Source organism: Streptomyces sp. NPDC039736 (assembly GCF_055596485.1).
In genome coordinates, this window is the sequence record NZ_JBVIUQ010000013.1 from 170641 (window position 1) to 193149 (window position 22509).

The following is a 22509-nucleotide window of genomic DNA, read 5'->3' on the forward strand; positions in this document are numbered from 1 at the left end:
CGGCCGCTACGTTCCGCGACACCCAGCAGGATGTCGCGCGGAAGGGGAGCTCCCATGGCCGAGGTCAGCGCAGAGGCACACATCGAGGCGCCGGCGCGCACGGTCTGGTCCCGGCTGACGGACTTCACGACGTACGGCCAGTGGAACGCGACCCACACCGGCTTCCCCGACGGCGACCCCGGCCCCCTCGCGGCCGGGGCGACCTACCGGGAGAACATGAGGCTGATGGGGTTCCCCGCCGAAGTCGACTGGACGGTCGAGGAGTTGACCCGGGACCGGCTGCTCACGGTGCGCGGCAAGGGACCGATGGGGGTCGGCCTGATGATGCGCTACTCGCTCGCGCCCGTGGACGCGGGCGGCACCCTGGCCCGGATCGACGGGGAGTTCACCGGTGCGGCCGTGTCGCTGATGGCCGGCAGGCTCAAGGACTCGGCGGGCGCGGCCCTCACCGAGTCGCTGCGCAGGCTCGCGGGCCTGGTCACCTGACGGACCCGCCGCACGGCCCGGGCGGGTCTTTCCCCCCCCGTACGACGGGCGGCCCCGTCCGCGTACGACGGACGACGACGCCCACGCGTGCCGGACGACCGGCCGACCGCGTGGCTACCCGAGCCGCCCCGCCAGCTTCCCGTGCATGGCCGCGCTCGGCTCGTTGAGCCCCTCCAGCACGACCGTCTTCCCGTACCGGGCGTACTTGGCCTCCACGGCGTCCAGCGCGGCGACCGTCGAGGCGTCCCAGATGTGCGCCCGGGACAGGTCGATCACCACGTCCGCCGGATCGTCCTTGTACGAGAACTGGAAGACGAGGTCGTTCGACGAAGCGAAGAACAGTTCGCCGGTGACCGTGTAGACGGCCCGCTCCCCGTCCACCACCCGCACCACGTCCGCCAGGCGCGCCACCCGCTTGGCGAAGATCACCATCGCGCTGACGGACCCGACGACGACGCCGACGGCGAGGTTGTGGGTGGCCACCACGCACGCGACCGTGATCAGCATGACGAGCGTCTCGCCGAGCGGCAGCCGACGCAGCGTCCTGGGCAGCACCGAGTGCCAGTCGAAGGTCGCCGCCGACACCAGCACCATGATCGCCACGAGCGCCGCCATCGGGATCTCTGAGACGACCGGCCCCAGCACCAGACAGAGCACCAGCAGGAACGCCCCCGACAGGAAGGTCGACAGCCGGGTCCTGGCCCCGGACACCTTCACGTTGATCATCGTCTGCCCGATCATCGCGCAACCGCCCATCCCGCCCAGCAGTCCGGTGACGATGTTGGCGATGCCCTGTCCGATCGACTCACGCGTCTTGTTCGAATGCGTATCGGTGATGTCGTCGACCAGCTTGGCCGTCATCAACGACTCCAGCAGTCCCACCAGCGCGAGCGCGAAGGCGTACGGAGCGACCGTGCTCAGCGTGTCCAGGGTGAACGGCACGTCCGGCAGCCCCGGAACGGGCAGCGACGACGGCAGCTCGCCCCGGTCCCCCACGGTCGGCACGGCGATCCCCGCCCCCACGGTGATCAACGTCAGGATCACGATCGACACCAGCGGCGCGGGCACCGCCGTCGTCACCCGGGGAAACAGCGCGGTGAGCACCACCCCGCCCACGACCAGCGGATACACCGCCCACGGCACATCCGTCAGCTCGGGGAACTGCCCCATGAACACCAGGATCGCCAGCGCGTTGACGAACCCCACCATCACGCTGCGCGGCACGAAACGCATCAGCCGCGCCACTCCGAGCGCCCCCAGCGCGACCTGCATCAGCCCGCCCAGGATCACGGCCGCGACCAGGTACCCGAGCCCGTACTCCTTGTTGAGCGGCGCCACCACGAGCGCGACGGCCCCGGTCGCCGCGGAGATCATCGCCTTGCGCCCGCCGACCACCGAGATGACCACGGCCATGGTCACCGCCGAGAACAGCCCCACGCTCGGCGAGACCCCCGCGATCACCGAGAACGAGATCGCCTCGGGAATCAGCGCCAGCCCGACGACGAGGCCGCCCAGCACCTCGGTACGGAACACCTTCGGGGAAGCCAGCCAGTCGGGCCGGGAGGGGCGGAGTGCGAGCAGGGAGGACATGGAGCCGTTTCCGTAGACGTTCGGTGCCCCGGGGGCACAAAGACGCCCACTCTAATTGCACGCTCCACGGAGTCCCGCATCCCCATGCCGCCCACCCGCACCGGGCCTCTCCCCACTGCCCCGGGCCGAGCTGCGGCTCCCACCGCGTGCCCGCTGACGGGTCACGCGTACGTTTCCGGCTCCGCCCGTGCAAGAGGACGCCCGGAGATCCCGTGTGAGGCCCTGCGCCCGGCGGTCCGGGTCCGGGTCCGGGTCCGGGTCCGGCGGGGAGGGTGCCGGTGTCCGCTCGGCCTGGCCCGGGCGTTCATACGATCGCACGGAACGGCCCCGGGGCCCGGTGGCGCGCGCCGGTACGGAGCCACCCGCCGCCGGTGGCGGGGCGTCGGCCGGCGCGCCCGGTCAGTAACACCACCAGGTGCCGCTCACCGGCTGCGGAATCCACCCGTAACTCCCGGAGTCCCCGGGCCCGCGCCGGAACACGGCGGTCACGGCCTCGGGCCGGTAGGTCCTGATCCTGACCGGGTTCCCGCGCTCGTCGGCGGCCTCCAGCACGATCTCCCCGGTCTTGGTCCGCCCCGCGGCCTGGGCCTCGACCACGTCATCGACCCCCTCCGCCAACTGCAACATAAAAACAGCCACAAATGCCTCCTCAACCCCGATGACAACCGAAGCACCCTAACCTCCCAAACCCGCCTTCCCTCCTCCTCAACCACCCATAAAGCCCAACCCACTTCCCCCCTCCCGGCAGCGGAACGGACGGGCGGGGGCGCGTCGCGTCCCGCTCCTGATCAGGGTGAACACGCACCGGGCCGGGCATGCCGACGATCGGCGCTTCCCCGGTCACCGGCCGGTTCCGCGCCGACGGCCTGCCGCGCATGTTCGCCCGCGAGGGGCACCCGACTCCGGCGGGACCGACGTCCGCCGGGTGGGAGCGCAGCACCGAGACCGAACGCCGCCTGACCGGCCCGGCCGTCGACACCCCGTCGGCGGACGAACTGACCCGGCCCGGTCCACAACGCCGTCGTTCACGTCTTCCTTTACGGAACGGCCCTCGAAGAACGCCCGAATACGGGCCCGAACGGCCTCTGCGGCCAGCGCCTCGCATCACTCACCGCGCGATGACTTCCGCCCACCGGCCCGTCCTCCTGCCCAGCCTCGTGGCCCGTGACATCGGCCGCCACTACGCGCCACCCCACCAGCCCCCAAGGCGTAAACCCCCGCCCCAGCACGCCCGCCCGTCCCCGCCGCCTCCGTCGCCCCCGCGTCGATCCACCCACCTCGGATTGGCTATGCCACCCCGGGCCTCCGCCTCCCTACCCTCGCCCCATGAAGATCCGCACCGTAGACGCCTTCACCACCACGCCCTTCCACGGCAACCCCGCCGCCGTCCTCCTCCTGGAAACCGCCACTTCCTTCCCGCCGGACGCCTGGCTCCACCACGTGGCCGCCGAGATGAACCTCTCCGAAACCGCCTTCGCGCACCCCCTCCCCTCCACCGGGACAGGCCCCGGGGCGGGCCCCGCCCCCCACCCCCGCTGGGCGCTCCGCTGGTTCACCCCGACCACCGAGGTCAATCTGTGCGGCCACGCGACCCTCGCCACCGCCCACGTCCTGCGCACCACGGGTCTGGTGACCGGCCCCGTCGCCTTCTCCACCCGCAGCGGCACCCTCACCGCCACCCCCGCCGCCGACGGCGCCCACACCCTCGACTTCCCCACCGCCCCGCTGCTCCCGACCGACATCACCGGGACCACCGAGACCTCCGGCAGCCTCGCCCGGGCCCTTGGCGTCGAGCCGCTCACCGTCCTCTACACCGGCGACCAGGTCGGCGACCTCCTCGTCGAGGTCCGCAGCGAGAAGGAGGTCCGCGACCTCGCCCCCGACCTCAGGGCCCTCAGCGCCCTCTCCCGCCGGGGCGTCATCGCCACCGCACCGGCCGAAGACCCCGCCCGGGGGTACGACTTCGTCTCCCGCTGCTTCTTCCCGGCGGTCGGAATCGACGAGGACCCGGTGACGGGCAGCGCCCACACCGCCCTCGCCCCGTTCTGGTCCGCCCGCCTGGGCCGTACCGAGCTCACCGGCCTCCAGGGCGGACGCCGCACCGGCCTCGTCCGCACCTCCCTGCACGGAGACCGCACCCACCTCACGGGCCATGCGGTCACCGTGCTCGAAGGCGAACTCCTCGCCGCTCCCTGACCCGGCCTCAGAGGGTGGGCAGCCAGTCCACCTTCCCGGCCAGCACCGCGTACCCCACGAACGCCCCGACGTCGAGCAGCGTGTGGGCCGCCACCAGCGGCCCCACCCGCCCCCACCTGCGGTACAACAGCACGAAGACGACGCCCATCACCACGTTCCCCAGGAAGCCGCCGATCCCCTGGTACAGGTGGTACGACCCGCGCAGCACCGAACTCGCGACCAGCGCGGCCATCGGCGACCAGCCCAGTTGCCCGAGCCTGCGCAGCACGTAGCCGACGACGATGACCTCCTCCAGCACGGAGTTCTGCACCGCCGACAGGATCAGCACCGGATACTTCCACCACACCTCCGGCAGCGACTCCGGCACCACCGTGAGGTTGAACCCGGCCGCGTTCATCACCAGGTAGAAGGCGAGCCCGGTGCTGCCGATCCCGGCCGCGACGAGCGTTCCGCGCCCCAGGTCCGGCCACGGCTCCGACCGGTCGAACCCGATGTCCCTCAGTCCGCTGCCCTCCCGCAGCAGCAGGTACGCGACGAGCGCCACCGGCACCAGCGCCGTCGAGATGCTGAACAGTTGCCACACCAGGTCCAACCACGGCCGACCGGGCGCGGCCGACGCGTTCAGATTGGCCGCCTGGTCCTTCAGTCCGCCCGGCCGGGTCAGCGCCCCGACGAACCGGATCAGCGCGGACAGCCCGCTGGCGCCCAGCGACAGCGCCAGCACGATCAGCAGTTCGGCCCCCAGCGCCCGCCGCCCGGGTGCCGTCCAGCGCCCGTCCACCGGCTTCCCGGACACCACCTCAGCCACCGGCCCTCCATCCCCTCACGCTCACGCCTCCACCGACATCACCCCATCCTCCCTCCCCCACCTGTGCACACCGGTCCCCGCCCCGCAGCCGGGGCACGACGGAACTCGCTCACGGCCCTGCTCCCCGCATCGCACGCGGGCCCCCCGCCCCCGATGTCCGCCTTCCGCCTTCCGCCTTCCACTCCCTCACTCACTCACGACGGCCCCGGAAACCCCACCGGCCACAAGTGCACCGGCTCCCCGCCCCACATCAGCTCGCCGTACCTCCGCGTCATCGCCGCCAGCGCCGCCTCCCGGCCGAGCCCGGCGTCCACGGCCCGGTGGTAGGTGTCCACCTGCCAGGACGCCCCGTTCACCCGCCGCCGGCACCGCTCCTCGATCACCCCGAGATACCGGTCCCGGTCCGCCGCCTCGACCCCCCACGCGTCCAGCCCCGCCGCCGCCAGCGGCAGCAGCTCGTCCCGCACCAGCTTCACGGCCGGCACCTTCTGCGTGCCCGAACCGCGCCCGGCGCGCGGCCACGTCAGCTCCGCCTCGATCCCGTACCGGCAGGCCGTGTCGAAGTTCGCCTCCGCCTCCTCGAACGCCATCCGCCGCCACACCGGCCTGGTGTCCTCGGCGAGCGCCCGGACGAGCCCGTAGTAGAAGGCCGCGTTGGCGATCACGTCGGTGACGGTCGGCCCGGCGGGCAGCACCCGGTTCTCCACCCGCAGGTGCGGCACCCCGTCCGCGACGCCGTACACCGGCCGGTTCCACCGGTACACGGTCCCGTTGTGCAGCACCAGTTCCTTGAGCTGCGGCACGCCCCCGTCGTCCAGCACCCGCAGCGGGTCCTCCTCGTCGCAGATCGGCAGCAGCGAGGGGAAGTACCGCAGGTTCTCCTCGAAGAGTTCGTACGCCGAGTCCACCCACCGCTCCCCGAACCAGGTCCGCGGCCGCACGCCCTGCGCGATCAGCTCCGCCGGCCTGGTGTCGGTGGCCTGCGTGAACAGCGGCGGCCGCGACTCGCGCCACAGTTCCTGCCCGAACAGGAAAGGCGCGTTGGCCCCGACCGCGATCTGCACCCCCGCCACCGCCTGCGCCGCGTTCCACACGTCCGCGAAGCGTCCCGGCGTCACCTGGAGGTGAAGCTGCACCGACGTGCAGGCCGACTCCGGCACGATCGACTCCGAGGTGCACGTCAGCCGCTCCACGCCCTCGATGTCGAGCTGGAAGGGCTCGCCCCTGGCCGCCACGATCTGCTCGTTCAGCAGCTCGTACCGGTCCACGTCCGACAGATTGGCGTGGACGAGGTCGTCCCGGCCCAGCGTGGGCAGGATGCCGATCATCACGATGCCCGCGTCGACCTCGGCGGCCTTCCGGTGGGCGTATCCGAGTCCCGTCCGCAGTTCCTCCGCCAATTGGTCGAGGACCCGGCCGCCCAGGCGGTGCGGGACGATATTGACCTCCAGGTTGAACATGCCGAGTTCGGTCTGGAAATCCCGGCTCGCAATGCGCTCCAGCACCTCGGCATTCATCATCTTCGGCAGCCCGTCCGGCCCCGCGAGATTCAGCTCGATCTCCAGGCCCATCAGATTCTTGGGCCGGTCGAACCGCTTCTCCTCGAAAAGCCTCCCGAGCCCCTCCAGACACCGTTGGAGCTTGTGCCGGTACTTCTGCCGGTCCGACAGCGCGAACCCGTCCGCGACGACCTTCTCACCCATCGGAGCGTCCTTCCTCAGCCGGGGCAGCCCGCGGCACGACCGCTGTGTCCTGTGGTTCACGGTCGATGATGCCCCGGCGGACTGATCCATAACGCCCCGCGGACGAGCGGCGCGCAGTATCCTCGACGCACATTCCACCGGGCACATTCCGCAGGCATGGCGCACAATGCAGTCACCACTCCCTGACAGTGGTCCAAAACGCCGACGAGTTCAAGCCGACCGCACTGGAGGCGAAAAAAGAGCCTCCGCCCCGGAATCACACGGAATTCTCCCCTGATTCCCGCCCGGCGACCTCGTACGAAAAGTCCGGATGTTGCCTTGCCCGCAATGTTCACGACAGCTAGCGGAAACACCGTGTGAACACGTGTCGTATAAACTCCGCGAACGAGGCGGAGAGCTGACGCCGGGCCCTCGCCCACGGCCCCTCCGACCCCGCACCGCTGACAGCGCCGTCCGCACCGCCCAGGCTCCACCGTGTCTCCCGAGCGAGAGGCGTCCCACCATGCCGCTGCACGTACCCCCGGCTCCCGCGCCCGCCCTGCGCAGCGTTCTCGCGGCACTCGGCTCCCCCGCCGCCGTCCGCGAAGCCCCCACCCCGTCCCTGCGCGCCCTGACGGGCCCGCCCACGCCGGAGCTGCCGCTGCCCGTCCACGTACTGGACCGGCTCACCGGCGACGGCCCCTTCCGCACCCGGCTCACCGGCTGGCGCTTCCTCATCCGGAGCAACGACCGCGCGGTGGCCGCGGCCGACAGCATGCTCACCCCGGACGGCTGGACCTTCTCGCACTTCTTCGAGGGCCCCTATCTGAATTCCACCGAACGCGCCCTGCGGCAGGCCGAGTCCCTGCCGGCCGACTGCCAGCCGCGCCTGCTGTCCATTCCGGCCCTCTACATGCTGACCCTGTGGCTGCACGGCGACCCCGGCGCCGACGCCTCGTCCGGTGCGCCCGCCCCCGGTGACGTGCTGATCCCGCTCGCCCCGGCCCCGCCCGGCATCGCCGCACACCGCCCCCGCACGGTCGCCGACCTGCTGCCCGCCCTGGCACTGCGCCTCACCCCCGCGCCCGCCGCGAAGACGACCCCGCTCCTGGGCCAGCCCGCCTGACCTCCGCGCCCGCGACCCCCGTACGAGGCCCCGCGCCCCCCGCACGTCGGCGCGGGGCCTCGCGCCGCCCGTGTGCCCCATCCGGAGTAGCCCTTACGGGCCACCCCGAACCACCCGAAGAGAGGGGGCAGTTGAGCTGAACCGTCCGCACGGGTGACGCGTCCTTGTTCAATAAGAAGAGCTGCCGTGAAATCCCTGCGGAACGACGCCCGTAGGGCAACACTGGGGACCGGACCAACTGATAACGGGGGGCGGCCATGAACACCGATTCGAGCCGCGAGAGCACCTTCACCACCACCACGCAGCGAAAGAACCCTTCCATGTGCCAGCACCAACCACCCTGCCCGACCGCCGAATCCGCCGACCGGGAGGCCGCCCACCCGATGGCGCACCACCCGGAGCAGGGCTGGAGCCTGCTGTGCAACGGCGTCCTCCTCTTCGAGGACACCGGCGAACTCCTGCCCGACGGGCAGATCATCGCCCCGCACCGCCCGCTGGACGTGGCCACCGCCGCCTAGGCGTACGCCGCGTCCGACCACCGGCGTCGTACGCCGGGAACAGGACGTACGACGCGGGGGCCGGCCCGGAGCATCCGCTCCGGGCCGGCCCCCGACCAGGTCGATCACTGGCTGCCGACCGTCAGTTGTCGTACTCGTCCATCGGGGGGCACGAGCAGACCAGGTTGCGGTCGCCGAACGCGCCGTCGATGCGCCGCACCGGCGGCCAGTACTTGTCCGCCGCCGAGACACCGGCCGGGAAGACGGCCTCCTCGCGGGTGTACGGGTGCTCCCACGCGCCGCCGAGCGCGGCCGCGGTGTGCGGGGCGTTGCGCAGCGGGTTGTCCTCGGCGGGCCACTCGCCGCCCGCGACCTTCTCGATCTCGCCGCGGATCGCGATCATCGTGTCGCAGAACCGGTCGAGCTCGAACAGGTTCTCGCTCTCCGTCGGCTCGATCATGAGCGTCCCGGCGACCGGGAACGACATGGTCGGCGCGTGGAAGCCGTAGTCGATGAGCCGCTTGGCGATGTCGTCCACGCTCACGCCCGTCGCCTTCGACAGCGGACGCAGGTCCACGATGCACTCGTGCGCGACGAGGCCGTTCGGGCCGGTGTAGAGCACGGGGTAGTGCGGCTCCAGGCGCTTGGCGATGTAGTTCGCCGCGAGCACCGCCACCTGCGTGGCCCGCTTGAGCCCCTCGCCGCCCATGAGGCGTACGTACGCCCACGAGATCGGCAGGATGCCGGCCGAACCCCACGGCGCGGCCGAGATCGGGCCGACGCCCGTCTCGGGGCCGGCGGACGGCTGGAGCGGGTGGTTGGGCAGGTACGGCGCGAGGTGCGCGCGCACACCGACCGGGCCGACGCCCGGGCCGCCGCCGCCGTGCGGGATGCAGAAGGTCTTGTGCAGGTTCAGGTGGCTGACGTCGCCGCCGAACTTGCCCGGCTTCGCCAGCCCCACCAGCGCGTTGAGGTTGGCGCCGTCGACGTACACCTGGCCGCCGGCCTCGTGCACGGTCGCGCAGATGTCGGCGACGTGCTCCTCGAAGACGCCGTGCGTGGACGGGTAGGTGATCATCAGCACCGACAGTTCGTCCCGGTACTGCTCGATCTTGGCGCGCAGGTCCTCGACGTCGACCTCGCCGTCGTCGGCGGTCCTGACCACGACGACCTTCATGCCGGCCATGACGGCGCTCGCGGCGTTGGTGCCGTGCGCGGAGGACGGGATGAGGCAGACGGTCCGCTGCTCGTCGCCGTTGGCCCGGTGGTACGCGCGCACCGCGAGCAGACCGGCCAGCTCGCCCTGCGAACCGGCGTTGGGCTGGATGGACACCGCGTCGTACCCGGTGACCTCGGCGAGGCGCTCCTCCAGCTCCCGGATGAGCGTGAGGTACCCGGCCGCCTGGTCGACCGGCGCGAAGGGGTGGATCTGGCCGAACTCGGGCCAGGTCACCGGCTCCATCTCGGTGGTCGCGTTCAGCTTCATGGTGCAGGAGCCGAGCGGGATCATGCCGCGGTCGAGCGCGTAGTCGCGGTCGGCGAGCCTGCGCAGGTAGCGCAGCATCGCGGTCTCGGAGCGGTGCGCGTGGAAGACCGGGTGGGTCAGGTACGCGTCCGTGCGCAGCAGCCCCTCGGGCAGCGCCTCGCCGATGTTCCCGTCCAGCGCCTCGATGTCGCCCTCGACACCGAACGCGGCCCAGACGGCGGCCACTTGCGCCCGTGCCGTGGTCTCGTCACAGGCGAAGGACACCAGGTCGGCGTCGACCCGGCGGATGTTCACGCCGTTCTCCCGCGCGGCGGCGACGACCTCGTCGGCCCGGCCCGGAACCCGTACGGTCAGCGTGTCGAAGTACTGCCCGTGCACGACGTCCACGCCGCCGGCCTTCAGACCCTCGGCGAGGATCGACGCGTAGCGGTGCGTGCGCCGCGCGATGCCCTTGAGCCCCTCGGGCCCGTGGTACACCGCGTACATCCCGGCCATCACGGCCAGCAGGACCTGCGCCGTGCAGATGTTGCTCGTCGCCTTCTCACGGCGGATGTGCTGCTCACGCGTCTGGAGCGCCAGCCGGTACGCCTTGTTGCCGTCGGCGTCCACGGACACGCCCACGAGGCGGCCCGGCAGGCTGCGCGCGAACTTCTCGCGTACGGCCATGAACCCGGCGTGCGGACCGCCGAAGCCCATCGGCACGCCGAAGCGCTGCGTGGTGCCCACCGCGATGTCCGCGCCCAGCTCGCCCGGCGACGTCAGCAGCGTCAGCGCCAGCAGGTCGGCGGCGACGGTGACGATCGCCCCGAGCTCGTGCGCGGCGTCGATCACCGGCTTGATGTCCCGCACCACGCCGGAGGCGCCGGGGTACTGGAGCAGCACGCCGAACACACCGCGCTCGGCGGCCTCGGCCGGGACGCCCTCGCTCAGGTCGGCGACGACGACCTCCACACCGGTCGGCTCGGCGCGGGTCCGGAGGACGGCGATGGTCTGCGGAAGCGTTTCCGCATCGACCAGGAACACACCGTTCTTGACCTTGCCCACGCGGCGCGCGAGCGACATGGCCTCGGCCGCGGCGGTGCCCTCGTCGAGCAGCGAGGCGCCCGAGGTCGGCAGCCCGGTCAGCTCGGCGACCATCGTCTGGAAGTTGAGCAGCGCCTCCAGCCGGCCCTGCGAGATCTCCGGCTGGTACGGGGTGTACGCCGTGTACCAGGCGGGGTTCTCCATCACGTTGCGCAGGATGACCGGCGGAGTGAAGGTCCCGTAGTACCCGAGCCCGATCATCGGGGCGAGCACCTGGTTGCGGTCGGCGAGGGTGCGCAGCTCGGCCAGGACCTCGGCCTCGGTGCGCGCGTCCGGGAGTCCCAGCGCCTCGGCGTTCTTGATGGCGTCCGGCACCGCGGCGGCGGTCAGCTCGTCGAGCGACCCGTAACCGACCTGCGCGAGCATCTTGGCCTGCGCTTCGCCATCGGGGCCGATGTGACGCTGCTCGAAGGGAATGCCACGCTCGAGCTCTGCGAGCGGAATACGACGGTTGGCGGTCATCTGCGGAAGGCCTCCTGGTCCGACACGACCTGCGAGGGGCACCACGGCACGGGTACCCGGACGGCCTCCCCCTCTGTCATCTCAACCTGAGAGCTTCACCGGAGCGCCACAGAACCGCGCCCCGACTTTCACCGTCGGTGAGGAAAGGCCACGCACCGGCCTGCGCCGGACCCGCCACCCGCCCTGCTTTCCAGAGTGACCTCGTCCGTGCGGTACAGGGGCCTGAGAGATTCCGGGGAGGAGTTGCTCCTTCGGCGCCTCCGACACGTACTCGGAGGACTCTCCCGCACGGGGTCAGCAGCCTCGGCCAGCCTACCAGCGCACTCATCGTTCGATCCCTCAAGTGGCCAGCCTCGGGAATCTGTTCTTTCGTAGTGTTTTACGGGGATTCACCCAGCAGCTGCTGCGACCAGTTGGAGGGACCGTGCAGACCGACATCGATCCGCGCAGCCTGATCGGCCGCAAGGCGTTCGACCGCAACGGCACGAAGATCGGAACCGTGGACGAGGTCTACCTCGACGACGCCACCGGCACTCCGGAATGGGCGGCCCTGCGCACGGGTCTCTTCTCCCGCGACGCCTTCGTCCCCCTGGAGCCCAGCCGCCTGGAGGACGACACCCTGCACATCCCCTTCGAGAAGTCCCTGATCCGCGACGCCCCCGACTTCGGTGTGGGCCGCCACCTCTCCCCCGAACAGGAACTCCAGCTCTACCACCACTACGGCCTCCACGTCCCCCAATGACAGGGGCGCCCCCGCGAGGACGGCACCGGGACGAGGTCCGCGGGCCCGGGGCGAGCCGCCGCCCCGAACGATGACCATCCGCCCCTACCCCACCAGCGGCAGCGGCTCCCCCGCCGCCAGATCCGGGTCATCGACCCGAAACGTCCGCACCCGCCCCGGCCCCGCCGACCCCGGTTCCTCGAACCGCACCGTCACCCGCCCCAGCCCGCTCCCCTGCACCCACCCCGGCCCGTACTCCACGTGCCGCACGTCGTGCCCGGCCAGCCACCGCCGCTCGCCGGGCTCCTCCACGGCGGGTTCCTCGACCGGTTCCGGAGCCACGACCTCCACAGCCGCCCCGGACGCCTCCGCGTCCCGCGCCGCCACCTGCGCGAACAGGTCCTCCTGCGTGAAGTCCGCCAGCCCCGTCACCCCCACCCCCAGCAGCCGCACGCCCCCCGTCGTGTCCACCCCCTCCAGCAACCGGGCCGCCGCCTCCCGCACGACCCCCGGATCGTCCGTCGGCCCCCGCAGGGTCTCCGACCTGGTCAGCGTCGAGAAATCGAATCTCCGCACCTTGAGCACCACGGTCCGCCCCGACCGCCCCGCCCTCCGCAGCCGCTCCACGCACCGGTCCGCGAGCCGCTCCACCTCCAGGCGGACCCGTACGCGGTCGTGCAGGTCCACCTCGAAGGTGTCCTCGACCGACACGGACTTCGCGTCCCGCTCGGCCACCACGGGCCGGTCGTCGAGCCCCTGGGCCATCCGGTGCAGCGAGGCCCCGTGCGCCTTGCCCAGCAGCCGTACGAGCTCGTCCTCGCCCGCCTCCGCCAAGTGCGCGACCGTCGTCATCCCGGCCCGCCGCAGATGGTCGCCGGTGGCGGGCCCGACCCCCGGCAGGATCCGCACCGGCATCGGCGCGAGCAGCTCGCGCTCGGTCCCCGGCGCCATCAGCCGCAGCCCGTCCGGCTTGGCCTCCTCCGAGGCGATCTTCGCCAGCATCTTGGACCCCGCGAGCCCCACGGAACCGCTGACCCCGGTCACCCTCCTGATCTCGGCCCGCAGCCACTCCCCGACCGCCCGCGCGGACGCCTCGTCGTCGGCGGCTCCGCCGGCCTCCAGATCCACGAAGGCCTCGTCCAGGCTGAGCGGCTCCACCAGCGGCGACAGCCGCCCCAGCAGCTCCATCACCTGCTCGCTCACCGCGCGGTACACGGCGAAGCGCGGCACCAGGTACGCGGCGTTCGGCGCGAGCCTGCGCGCCTGCGCCGTCGGCATCGCCGAGTGCACACCGAAGCGCCGCGCCTCGTACGAAGCGGTGGCCACCACTCCGCGCGGCCCGATCCCGCCCACCACGACCGGCTTTCCGCGCAGGCTGGGTTTGGCCGCCTGCTCCACTGCGGCGTAGAAGGCATCCATGTCCAGATGCAGAATGGTCGGCGCGGTCCTCACCCCACCGATGCTGCCCTACGCCACTGACAATCGGCCGGACCGCGCACGCCGAGGCCCGGCAGCCACTGACGCGGCAGCCTTCGCCTTAAGCAGCCGAAGCCCCGCACAGGGCCTCACACGGCCCGGTTGCGCCGCCTTGCCAGCTCGTCCCCCGGGTTGTTCCCGACCAGCGTCTCGCCGGTGTCCACGCGTTCCCCGTGCAGTTGCGACAGCGCCGTCTCGACGTCCCGCCACACCACGCCCACGGCGATCCCGAAGACCCCCTGGCCGCCCTGCAGCAGGCTGACGACCTCGTCCGGCGAGGTGCACTCGTACACCGTGGCCCCGTCGCTCATCAGCGTCATCCGCTCCAGGTCCTGGAAGCCCCGGGCCCTCAGGTGCTGCACGGCGGCGCGGATGTTCTGCAACGCGACCCCGGTGTCCAGGAACCGCTTGACGATCTTGAGTACGACGACGTCGCGGAAGCTGTAGAGCCGCTGCGTGCCCGACCCGTACGCGGGCCGCACACTCGGCTCGACGAGCCCGGTGCGCGCCCAGTAGTCCAGTTGCCGGTACGTGATCCCGGCCGCCGCACACGCGGTGGGCCCCCGGTACCCGACCGCCTCGTCCGCCGACTGGACCGCAGCCGCGCGGGGGAGCTGATTTCCCGCGAGGCGCCCCGTGGGGCGTCCCGTGGAACTTGCTGTGGGGTCGGCCGAACTGCCGAGCGGATGCGGCCCGCCCGTCGCCGTACCGTCGCCGCTGATTCTCACGCCGACCTCCGTCCTTGACCTGCCCTGTCGACGGTAGGCAGTCGCCCGGGGTGCGTCAACGATCGCCACACTCGGCACGCCGAGTGATAATCACCCGGAGAGTGGTTTCACCCATCCCTCCTCGGGGAAAGGCTACTCGAATGCGCAGAAGTCCCCGGGAACCCGAAGGCCCGCCGGGGACTCATGACTGGGGCGATCACCGGCCGTTCGCCGGACCGGTCACTGGCTGTTGGTACCGAAGTCCTCCGGCGAGATCTGGTCGAGGAACTCGCGGAACTTCTCCACTTCGTCCTCCTGCTCGTCCGGAATCGCGATCCCGGCATCGTCCAGCACCCCGTCACTGCCGTAGATCGGCGTCCCGGTGCGCAGCGCGAGCGCTATCGCGTCCGACGGCCTGGCACTGACCTCCACCCCGCTGGCGAAGACCAGCTCGGCGAAGAAGACCCCGTCCCGCAGATCGGTGATCCGCACTTCGGTGAGCTCCTGGCCGACCGCTTCGAGCACGTCCTTGAACAGGTCGTGCGTCAGCGGCCTGGCGGGGGCCAGCCCCTGCTGGGCGAAGGCGATGGCAGTGGCCTCACCCGGCCCGATCCAGATGGGAAGGTACCGATCGCCTCCCACTTCACGCAGGAGCACGATCGGCTGGTTGTTGGGCATTTCCACCCTGACACCTACGACGTCGAGCTCGTTCACACAGCAACCCTAGGACGTGCCCGACCGGTTTGGATAGTCGGGCTCCTGTTCACTCCACCTGCGGCGCGGTTTCGCCCCACCCGTGGCTCAGTTCGTGCCTGCCCGCAGCGCGGTCTGCACCAGTGCCGCGTGCAGCCGTACGGACAGCCCCGCCAGCTCCCGGGTGGTCGCCTCGGCGTGCGCCCTGGTCTGCGGATTGCGGTGCCTGCGCAAGGGCGCGACGATGTTCCCGATCAGTCCGGCCTCGCGGTCCGCCGCGGCCTTCATGGCCCGCAGGTGCCTCGGCTCCAGACCGAATTTCCCCAGGTCCGACACGATTCTCGCCACCGTGACGGCCTCCGCGTCGTAACCGCCGTCCGGCAGTTGCGCGATCAGTCCGTACGCTTCCCACTCGACCAGATCGCTCTCCTCGACCTCCGCCGCCGCCAGCAGCTCCTCGCGGCCCAGCCGCGCCGCCGTCACCCGCTCGGCGACCGCCTCCGACGCCCCGTCGAGCAGCTCGCGCGGCCCGCCGGGCGACGGCAGCCGGACCTCCTCGCCGCGCTCCAGCGCCTCCAGGTGCTCCTTGATGACCTTGAGCGGCAGGTAGTGGTCACGCTGCATCCGCAGCACCTGGGCGAGCCGCTCGACGTCCTCGGGACCGAACTTCCGGTACCCGGACGGCGTGCGCTGCGGCTCGACCAGCCCCTCCGCCTCCAGAAAGCGGATCTTGGAGATCGTTACTTCGGGAAATTCCTCGCGCAGCAGGCTGAGCACCGAACCGATGCTCATCAGCCTGCCGCCGGCGGAGGCGGTGCCGCGCGCGGCACCGCCCGTCTGGATTCGCAGCATGGACCTTCCCTGAAGGGACCCGGAGGATCAGACGCCCTGCTGGCTCGCGTAGAAGACCAGCCGGTACTTACCGATCTGCACCTCGTCGCCGTTCGCCAGCAGGACCGCGTCGATGCGCTCCCGGTTGACGTACGTGCCGTTGAGGCTGCCGACGTCGGAGACGGTGAAGCCACCGTCCGCGCCGCGGCGGAACTCGACGTGCCGCCTGGAGACGGTCACGTCGTCGAGGAAGATGTCGCTCTGCGGGTGGCGGCCGGCCGTGGTCAGCTCGCCGTCCAGCAGGAAGCGGCTTCCCGAGTTGGGACCGCGGCGCACCACCAGCAGCGCCGCACCCCGCGGCAGCGCGTCGACCGCGGCCTGGGCCTCGGGCGACAGCGACGGCAGCTGGGTCTGCCCCGTCTTCTCCGCCTCGTAGGCCTCCAGGCCCGAGATGGAGATGGTCGACGTGGTCTCCGAGGGCCGCTCGGCGGCGGCTCCGGCCCGCAGCGGCGCACCGCAGTTGGAGCAGAAGCGGCTGTCGGCGGCGTTCCGGTGACCGCACCTCGTGCACACGGGCAACCCAGACATGGACGGATCCTCCTGCCGAGACTGCCCCACGTGGTGGGCGCTGGTTGCGTACGGGTCGGAAGCAAACCCTCCACCCGTACCTGAGGTTGATGGTTCTCCGGAACCTATGCGGCCGGGTCCGGCCGGGTCAACAGACGGCGCGCCGCGGCCGCCGACCTCGTCGCGGAAGAGCGGGCGCTCGGCGCTCGGCTCCTCCGCCTCACCGGGGCGCGGGGCACGGTGACGCGCAGTGTGGGAGCTGCTGTCGTCGCGTGCACTCTTGCCGAACAATTTCGCAAACAACTTCACGGGCGATTCCCCTTGACCGAAACAGACCCGCCCGTGGGGCAGGACGAACCCTGCGTCAACAAACCTGCTGACTTGGACATTCTCACAACGTCCGTATCACTCGGACAGTTTCCACCACGCACCGCGTCCTCGGTGCGCCGACCCCCCGCAACCTCATGCCCTTGTCCGACAACGCTCATTCGCCCAGCCTTCACTGCGATGACGACCGAGCGTAGTCAGGCCGCTTCGCCGGTCGCAAGGCATTCACGACGATCTTCTCAAGTCGCTGGACCACGGCGGTGGCCTGCTCCTTCTCCAGAGTCTGCACGACACCGCCGGGGATGTTCAGCGCGGGCTCCAGATCCTGCGGCTTCCCGATCACCTTGAAGGTGTAGGGGGCGGCGACGTTCTTCCCGTCGATCTGAATGCTGCCTGCGTCACCGGAGAAATATGTGTTGGCCACGACGCGCACGTCATTGATCTGCACGGCCTCCGCCCCGGCGGCACGCAATTCCTGAATGGTGTCCAGCAGCCGGTCCGGCTCGACGGTCTTGTGCGGGTCCTGGACGGTCAGCGTGATGCCGGGCCCCTGCGCGCCCACCGTGCCCGCCAGGACGCCGAGCTGGCGCTCCTTCTCCAGCGTCTGCTTGCGCGCCTCCTCGGCCTGGTCCGAGCTGCTCTCCAGCTCCGACTTCTGCGCGGTCAGCCGCTGCTTCTCGTCCTCCAGGCGCTGCGTACGGTCGTCCAGCTCGTCCAGGATCCGTACGAGGTCCTCCTGCCGCGCACCGCGCAGCGCGCCGTCCTCGTTGGTGGAGTTCACCTGGATCGCCAGCCCGAGCCCCAGCCCGAACAGCAGCAGCGCCACGATCAGTTGGGCCCGGGTGACCCGCGGCGGCCACAGCCCCGCGATCAGCCTCTGACGACCCGTCACTTCGCGGTGCTTGTGGTGCTCCTCGGGCGCGGGCCGCTCGGGAAAGACGTCCCGCTCCTGCGGGAGCGGACCCGGCGCTTCGGTTCCGTTGCTCTCGTTGCTCACCGGCGTCACGCCCGGAAGATGTGCCGCCGGATGGCGGCAGCGTTGGAGAAGATGCGGATGCCGAGCACGACGACCACACCGGTCGACAACTGCGCGCCGACCCCCAGCTTGTCGCCGAGGAAGACGATCAGGGCCGCGACCACGACGTTCGACAGGAAGGACACGACGAAGACCTTGTCGACGAAGATCCCGTCGAGCATCGCCCGCAGTCCGCCGAAGACCGCGTCCAGCGCGGCGACGACGGCGATCGGCAGATAGGGCTCGACCACCGCCGGCACTTCGGGCCGGACCAGCAATCCGACCACGACTCCCACGACGAGGCCCAGTACGGCGATCACGATGTGCCCTTCTCTGTCTTCTGCGGTTCGGCCACGCCCTTCGCCGCGCCTGCGGCCAGCGGCTGGGCGATGCGTACGATCAGGCTCGGCGCGGCCGGGAGCCGCACCTCGTCCTGGTCGGCGATGCTCGTTCGGATGCCGTAGCTCTCCTGCAAGGCATGCAGGTACTGCCCGTCGGCACTGTCGTTGAACGTCGTGTCCAGATGCTTGCCGCCCACGGCCAGCACGGTGTACGGCGGTGCCAGCGGCCGGTTGTCGACCAGTATCGCGTCGCCCGCCGCCCGGATCGCCGAGAGCATCGTCAGCCGCTGCCCGTTGATCGCGACGGCCTCCGCACCCGACTGCCAGAGCCCGTTGACGAACCGCTGCATGTCCCGGTCGCGGACCCGGCCGGTGTCGGCGAAGCCACTGCTGCCACGCGGCCCGTCACTGCCCTCACCGGTCTCCTTGGCGTCGTCCACGACCAGTTTGACGCCCGGTCCGGTCACGGCGGTTGCTCCGGAGAGCAGGGAAACCAGTTCCGCCTGGTCGCCCCCGTGCTGCTCCAGGGCCTTGCGCTGCCGCTCCCCCACGTCCACGCGCAGGGCCTCGACGTCCTTCTCCAGCCTGTCGGCGCCGGCGGTCTCGGCCTGGATCCTGTCCACGAGCTTCTCGCGCTCCTTGGCGACCACGGGGGCCGCCAGCCGCGCGTTCGCCGCCCCGAGCGTGACCACCGCCGCCGCCAGCACCAGGCAGGCCGCCAGGCCGAGCTTCCTGCGCAGGGTGCGGGGCATCCCGGCGGTGCCGTCGGCCTCCTGGCGGGCCGCCGCCTCGGCGTACCCGTCGTCGAGGCTGTGCTCCATCACGTTCGTCAGCAGCGACATCGACGCGTCGGGGCGCCGCGGTGGAGAAGGAGTGCTCCGGACGGGGGGCTGCTGCGACATGCCGCACATCGTCGCATGTCGCAGCCCCTGTCACCGAATGCCCCCACCGGCGCACCGGAGGCCGTCGCACGACGCCCTCCGGCACGCCGGCGCTGCGTCAGTGACCCGCGCTGTCGACGATCGCCGCCCACTCGTCCAGGAGCGCCTGCGCGGAGTCGTCGTCCGGCCCCTCCGCCCACAGATGGGTGACGGCCTCCGCCGGGTCGGGCAGCACCATCACCCAGCGCCCGTCGGCCTCCACGACCCGGACGCCGTCGGTGGTGTCCACCGACCGCTCCCCGGCCGCCTCGACCACCCGGCGCATCACGAGCCCCTTGACGGCCCACGGAGTCGCCAGGTCGCGCCGCAGCACGTGCGCACGCGGTATCCGCGCGTCGATCTGGCTCAGCCGCAACTGCGTCCTGGCCACCAGCCCGATGAGCCGTACGAAGGCAGCGGTGCCGTCGAAGACACTGCTGAACTCCGGCACGATGAACCCGCCGCGCCCGTCCCCGCCGAAGATGGTCGTGTCCTCACGCGCGACCCTCGTCAGGTCGTCCGGCGACGTGGTCGTCCATTCCACCTGCGTCCCGTGGTACGCCGCCACCTGCTCGGCGACCCGCGTGGTCGTCACGGGCAGCGCCACCCGCCCGCTGCGCCGTTCCGCGGCCACCAGGTCGAGCATGACCAGCAGCGCCCGGTCGTCCTCGATGATCTTTCCGCGCTCGTCCACCAGCGACAGCCGCTCGCCGACCGGATCGAACCGCACGCCGAAGTCGGCGCGCGCCGAGGCCACGATCTCCCCCAGGCGTACGAGTCCGGCCCGCCGGGACTCGGCGGTCTCGGTCGGCCGCGCCTCGTCGAGACCCGGGTTGATCGTCAGCGCGTCGACCCCGAGCCGCCCCAGCAGGCTGGGCAGCACGAGCCCGGCACTGCCGTTCGAGGCGTCGACGACGACCTTGAGCCCGGAGTCCGCGATCCCCGTCGTGTCGAGGTTCCGCAGCAGCGACCCGGTGTACGAGTCGAAGACGCTCGCCGGGAAGTGCAGGTCGCCGATCTCCCCGGGGAACGCCCGCCGGTACTCCTGGCGCGCGTACACCCGGTCCAGCTTGCGCTGTCCGCCCTGCGAGAGGTCCGCACCGCGCTCGTCGAAGAACATGATGTCCACCGAGTCCGGCACCCCGGGCGTCGTACGGATCATGATCCCGCCGGCGCTGCCCCGGGCCGTCTGCTGCCGCGCCACCGGCAGCGGCACGTTCTCCAGGTCCCGTACGTCGATGGCACTGGCCTGCAGCGCGGAGATGACCGCCCGCTTCAGCGCGCGGGCGCCCCGGGAGTGGTCGCGCGCCGTGGTGACCGTCGAGCCCTTCTTCAGCGTCGTCGCGTACGCGCCCGCCAGCCGTACGGCCAGCTCCGGCGTGATCTCCACGTTCAGGATTCCGGAGACCCCGCGCGCTCCGAAGAGGTGCGCCTGCCCCCGGGACTCCCAGATCACCGACGTGTTGACGAAGGCGCCGGCCTCGATCGTCTTGAACGGGTAGACCCGCACATTGCCCTGGATGATCGATTCTTCACCGACGAGGCACTCGTCGCCGATGACCGCCCCGTCCTCGATCCGGGCGGCACGCATGACGTCGGTGTTCTTGCCGATCACACATCCGCGCAGGTTGCTGTGCGGCCCGATGTAGACGTTGTCGTGGACGACGGCCTTGTGGAGGAAGGCCCCGCTCTTCACGACGACGTTGGACCCGATCACGCTGTGCTCGCGGATCTCCGCCCCGGCTTCGACCTTGGCGTAGTCACCGATGTACAGCGGCCCTCTGAGCACGGCGTCCGGGTGCACTTCCGCACCCTCGGCGACCCAGACCCCGGGCGAGATCTCGAAGCCGTCGAGCTCGACGTCGACCTTGCCCTCCAGCACGTCGGCCTGCGCCTTGACGTAACTCTCGTGCGTACCGACGTCCTCCCAGTAGCCCTCGGCGACATAGCCGTAGACGGGCTTGCCCTCCTTCATGAGCTGCGGGAAGACGTCCCCCGACCAGTCCACGGAGACGTCCGCGTCGACGTAGTCGAAGACCTCGGGCTCCATCACGTAGATGCCGGTGTTCACGGTGTCCGAGAAGACCTGCCCCCAGGTGGGCTTCTCCAGGAACCGTTCGACCTTCCCTTCCTCGTCCACGATCGTGATGCCGAATTCCAGCGGGTTCGGCACCCGGGTCAGGCACACGGTGACCAGTGCGCCCTTCTCCTTGTGGAAACGAATGAGGTCCGTCAGGTCGAAGTCGGTGAGCGCGTCTCCGGAGATGACCAGAAAGGCGTCGTCCTTCAGCGCGTCTTCGGCATTCTTGACGCTGCCCGCAGTGCCGAGTGGCTTCTCCTCGTTGGCATAGGTGAGCTCCATGCCGAGCTCTTCGCCGTCGCCGAAGTAGTTCTTGACGAGCGAGGCGAGAAACTGCACGGTTACGACGGTCTCGTTGAGCCCATGCCGCTTGAGCAGCCTCAGCACGTGTTCCATGATCGGCCGGTTGGCCACCGGCAGAAGCGGCTTGGGCATGCTTGAGGTCATGGGGCGAAGACGCGTGCCTTCGCCACCGGCCATCACGACGGCCTTCATGTCGGAAGATTCCTCCTTGGACGAGAGAAGGTCCAGCCGACCGGGCCCGTCGAATTCTGGCCTTCACAGCCTCAGGAGGCCCACGAGGGCCGGCGCTGCGCTGCGCCGCTTCGACAGGGTCAATCGGCCGCGGTGTCCGCCTTCACCAGACGACGGACCTGGACCACATACAGAATCCCTGCCCACCAATAGAGGGTTGTACCCCATCCGGCGAACGCCCATCCGAAAATAGCACCAAGTTCCCCGAGCCACCCGTCCTGAACGCTGAGCAGCAACAGGGGGAAGGCGTACATCAGATTGAACGTCGCCGCCTTCCCGAGGAAGTTCACCTGCGGCGGCGGATAGCCGTGTCGACGGAGGATGCCCACCATCACGAGCAGCATGAGTTCGCGCGCCAGAAGGGCCGCCGTGACCCACCAGGGCAGGATCTCGCGCCAGGTCAGCCCGACCAGGGTCGACAGAATGTAGAGCCGGTCGGCAGCGGGGTCGAGCAACCGCCCCAAGCTGCTGATCTGGTTCCACTTGCGCGCGAGCTTGCCGTCGAGGTAGTCGCTGACGCCGCTGAGCATCAGCACCAGCAGGGCCCACCAGTCACTGTTGGGCCCGCCGAACACGGGGCGGAGGATCAGCCACAGGAACAGGGGCACGCCAACGAGACGAGCCATGCTCAGAATGTTGGGGATGGTGAGCACCCGGTCCGTCTGAACGCGAGTCTCCTGGACCTCCACCCGGGGGCCTCCTGCTGTGGGAACGTGCCGACGATTTTCCCCCTGACCTTACCCTCAGCCACCACCGCCGACCGCACAGGGGTGTACGTGCCCCATAAACGCAGAAAAGCCCCGTACCGGTTTTCCCGGTACGGGGCTTTTCCACAATGATTGTTCGGCGGCGTCCTACTCTCCCACAGGGTCCCCCCTGCA

Annotated in this window: 20 protein-coding genes and 1 riboswitch; of the genes, 5 read left to right on the forward strand and 15 right to left on the reverse strand. The window is 70.7% G+C overall.

Annotated features, from left to right (window positions below; translation table 11 throughout):
* The first annotated feature begins 54 nt into the window (after positions 1-54).
* Positions 55-486 carry a type II toxin-antitoxin system Rv0910 family toxin gene (locus tag ACZ56L_RS31830; RefSeq protein ID WP_471068010.1) on the forward strand — a complete coding sequence of 144 codons (432 nt, stop codon included), beginning with the start codon at positions 55-57 and terminating at the stop codon, positions 484-486.
* Positions 487-600: 114 nt separating this feature from the next.
* On the opposite strand, the gene ACZ56L_RS31835 is transcribed toward ACZ56L_RS31830, so the two are convergent.
* Both ACZ56L_RS31835 and ACZ56L_RS31840 read right to left on the reverse strand, forming a co-directional pair.
* Entirely contained in the window at positions 601-2076 is a 1476-nt protein-coding gene (locus ACZ56L_RS31835; protein WP_401763379.1) for a SulP family inorganic anion transporter, read from the reverse strand.
* Between the two features lie 399 nt (positions 2077-2475).
* Positions 2476-2715, reverse strand: coding sequence for a hypothetical protein (locus ACZ56L_RS31840; RefSeq protein ID WP_468688820.1), 240 nt, complete (start codon positions 2713-2715; stop codon positions 2476-2478).
* A 687-nt stretch (positions 2716-3402) separates the two neighbouring features.
* On the opposite strand from ACZ56L_RS31840, the gene ACZ56L_RS31845 reads away from it, so the two are divergent.
* Positions 3403-4272, forward strand: a complete 870-nt coding sequence (locus ACZ56L_RS31845) for a PhzF family phenazine biosynthesis protein (protein ID WP_471068013.1) — start codon at positions 3403-3405, stop codon at positions 4270-4272.
* Between the two features lie 7 nt (positions 4273-4279).
* Here the strand turns inward: ACZ56L_RS31845 and ACZ56L_RS31850 are convergent, their stop codons facing one another.
* Both ACZ56L_RS31850 and ACZ56L_RS31855 read right to left on the reverse strand, forming a co-directional pair.
* Complete coding sequence (locus ACZ56L_RS31850; protein ID WP_401763686.1) at positions 4280-5071, reverse strand: CPBP family intramembrane glutamic endopeptidase; 792 nt, start codon at positions 5069-5071, stop codon at positions 4280-4282.
* A gap of 203 nt (positions 5072-5274) precedes the next feature.
* A complete protein-coding gene (locus tag ACZ56L_RS31855) occupies positions 5275-6783 on the reverse strand; it encodes a glutamate-cysteine ligase family protein (protein WP_471068016.1) in 1509 nt (502 codons plus the stop codon).
* 502 nt (positions 6784-7285) lie between these two features.
* Between ACZ56L_RS31855 and ACZ56L_RS31860 the strand changes: the two genes are divergently transcribed.
* Both ACZ56L_RS31860 and ACZ56L_RS31865 read left to right on the forward strand, forming a co-directional pair.
* Positions 7286-7888 (forward strand): hypothetical protein, encoded by a 603-nt coding sequence (locus tag ACZ56L_RS31860; RefSeq protein WP_401763373.1) that lies wholly within the window; start codon positions 7286-7288, stop codon positions 7886-7888.
* Between the two features lie 320 nt (positions 7889-8208).
* Positions 8209-8406: a DUF5999 family protein gene (locus ACZ56L_RS31865; protein ID WP_345226678.1), complete on the forward strand. Its 198-nt coding sequence runs from the start codon at positions 8209-8211 to the stop codon at positions 8404-8406.
* Positions 8407-8527: 121 nt separating this feature from the next.
* Here ACZ56L_RS31865 and gcvP read toward each other — a convergent pair whose 3' ends face one another.
* Complete coding sequence (gcvP, locus tag ACZ56L_RS31870) at positions 8528-11416, reverse strand: aminomethyl-transferring glycine dehydrogenase (RefSeq protein ID WP_380837573.1); 2889 nt, start codon at positions 11414-11416, stop codon at positions 8528-8530.
* 200 nt (positions 11417-11616) lie between these two features.
* A riboswitch (glycine riboswitch) is annotated at positions 11617-11713 on the reverse strand.
* Positions 11714-11840: 127 nt separating this feature from the next.
* Here gcvP and ACZ56L_RS31875 point away from each other — a divergent pair.
* Positions 11841-12158, forward strand: a complete 318-nt coding sequence (locus tag ACZ56L_RS31875) for a PRC-barrel domain-containing protein (protein ID WP_345225149.1) — start codon at positions 11841-11843, stop codon at positions 12156-12158.
* An 84-nt stretch (positions 12159-12242) separates the two neighbouring features.
* On the opposite strand, the gene ACZ56L_RS31880 is transcribed toward ACZ56L_RS31875, so the two are convergent.
* The 10 genes from ACZ56L_RS31880 to ACZ56L_RS31925 all read right to left on the reverse strand — a co-directional run bounded on the left by ACZ56L_RS31880 (position 12243) and on the right by ACZ56L_RS31925 (position 22317).
* Entirely contained in the window at positions 12243-13589 is a 1347-nt protein-coding gene (locus ACZ56L_RS31880; protein WP_471068021.1) for a DNA polymerase IV, read from the reverse strand.
* A 113-nt stretch (positions 13590-13702) separates the two neighbouring features.
* On the reverse strand, positions 13703-14341 hold the full coding sequence (locus ACZ56L_RS31885; RefSeq protein WP_471068024.1) for a MerR family transcriptional regulator: 639 nt from the start codon (positions 14339-14341) through the stop codon (positions 13703-13705).
* A gap of 219 nt (positions 14342-14560) precedes the next feature.
* Complete coding sequence (locus ACZ56L_RS31890; RefSeq protein WP_345225142.1) at positions 14561-15034, reverse strand: bifunctional nuclease family protein; 474 nt, start codon at positions 15032-15034, stop codon at positions 14561-14563.
* Between the two features lie 87 nt (positions 15035-15121).
* Complete coding sequence (gene ftsR, locus ACZ56L_RS31895; RefSeq protein WP_468688807.1) at positions 15122-15865, reverse strand: transcriptional regulator FtsR; 744 nt, start codon at positions 15863-15865, stop codon at positions 15122-15124.
* Positions 15866-15892: 27 nt separating this feature from the next.
* Complete coding sequence (locus ACZ56L_RS31900) at positions 15893-16762, reverse strand: FHA domain-containing protein (RefSeq protein WP_471068049.1); 870 nt, start codon at positions 16760-16762, stop codon at positions 15893-15895.
* A gap of 148 nt (positions 16763-16910) precedes the next feature.
* Positions 16911-17735 carry a DUF881 domain-containing protein gene (locus ACZ56L_RS31905; protein ID WP_345226675.1) on the reverse strand — a complete coding sequence of 275 codons (825 nt, stop codon included), beginning with the start codon at positions 17733-17735 and terminating at the stop codon, positions 16911-16913.
* Between the two features lie 5 nt (positions 17736-17740).
* A complete protein-coding gene (locus ACZ56L_RS31910) occupies positions 17741-18073 on the reverse strand; it encodes a small basic family protein (protein ID WP_040019805.1) in 333 nt (110 codons plus the stop codon).
* A complete protein-coding gene (locus tag ACZ56L_RS31915) occupies positions 18070-18996 on the reverse strand; it encodes a DUF881 domain-containing protein (protein WP_345225133.1) in 927 nt (308 codons plus the stop codon). Before ACZ56L_RS31915 ends, ACZ56L_RS31910 begins: the two co-directional genes overlap by 4 nt.
* A 97-nt stretch (positions 18997-19093) precedes the next feature.
* Positions 19094-21589 carry a mannose-1-phosphate guanyltransferase gene (locus ACZ56L_RS31920; protein WP_345225131.1) on the reverse strand — a complete coding sequence of 832 codons (2496 nt, stop codon included), beginning with the start codon at positions 21587-21589 and terminating at the stop codon, positions 19094-19096.
* A 119-nt stretch (positions 21590-21708) separates the two neighbouring features.
* A complete protein-coding gene (locus ACZ56L_RS31925; protein WP_471068028.1) occupies positions 21709-22317 on the reverse strand; it encodes a CDP-alcohol phosphatidyltransferase family protein in 609 nt (202 codons plus the stop codon).
* Between the last annotated feature and the right edge of the window lie 192 nt (positions 22318-22509).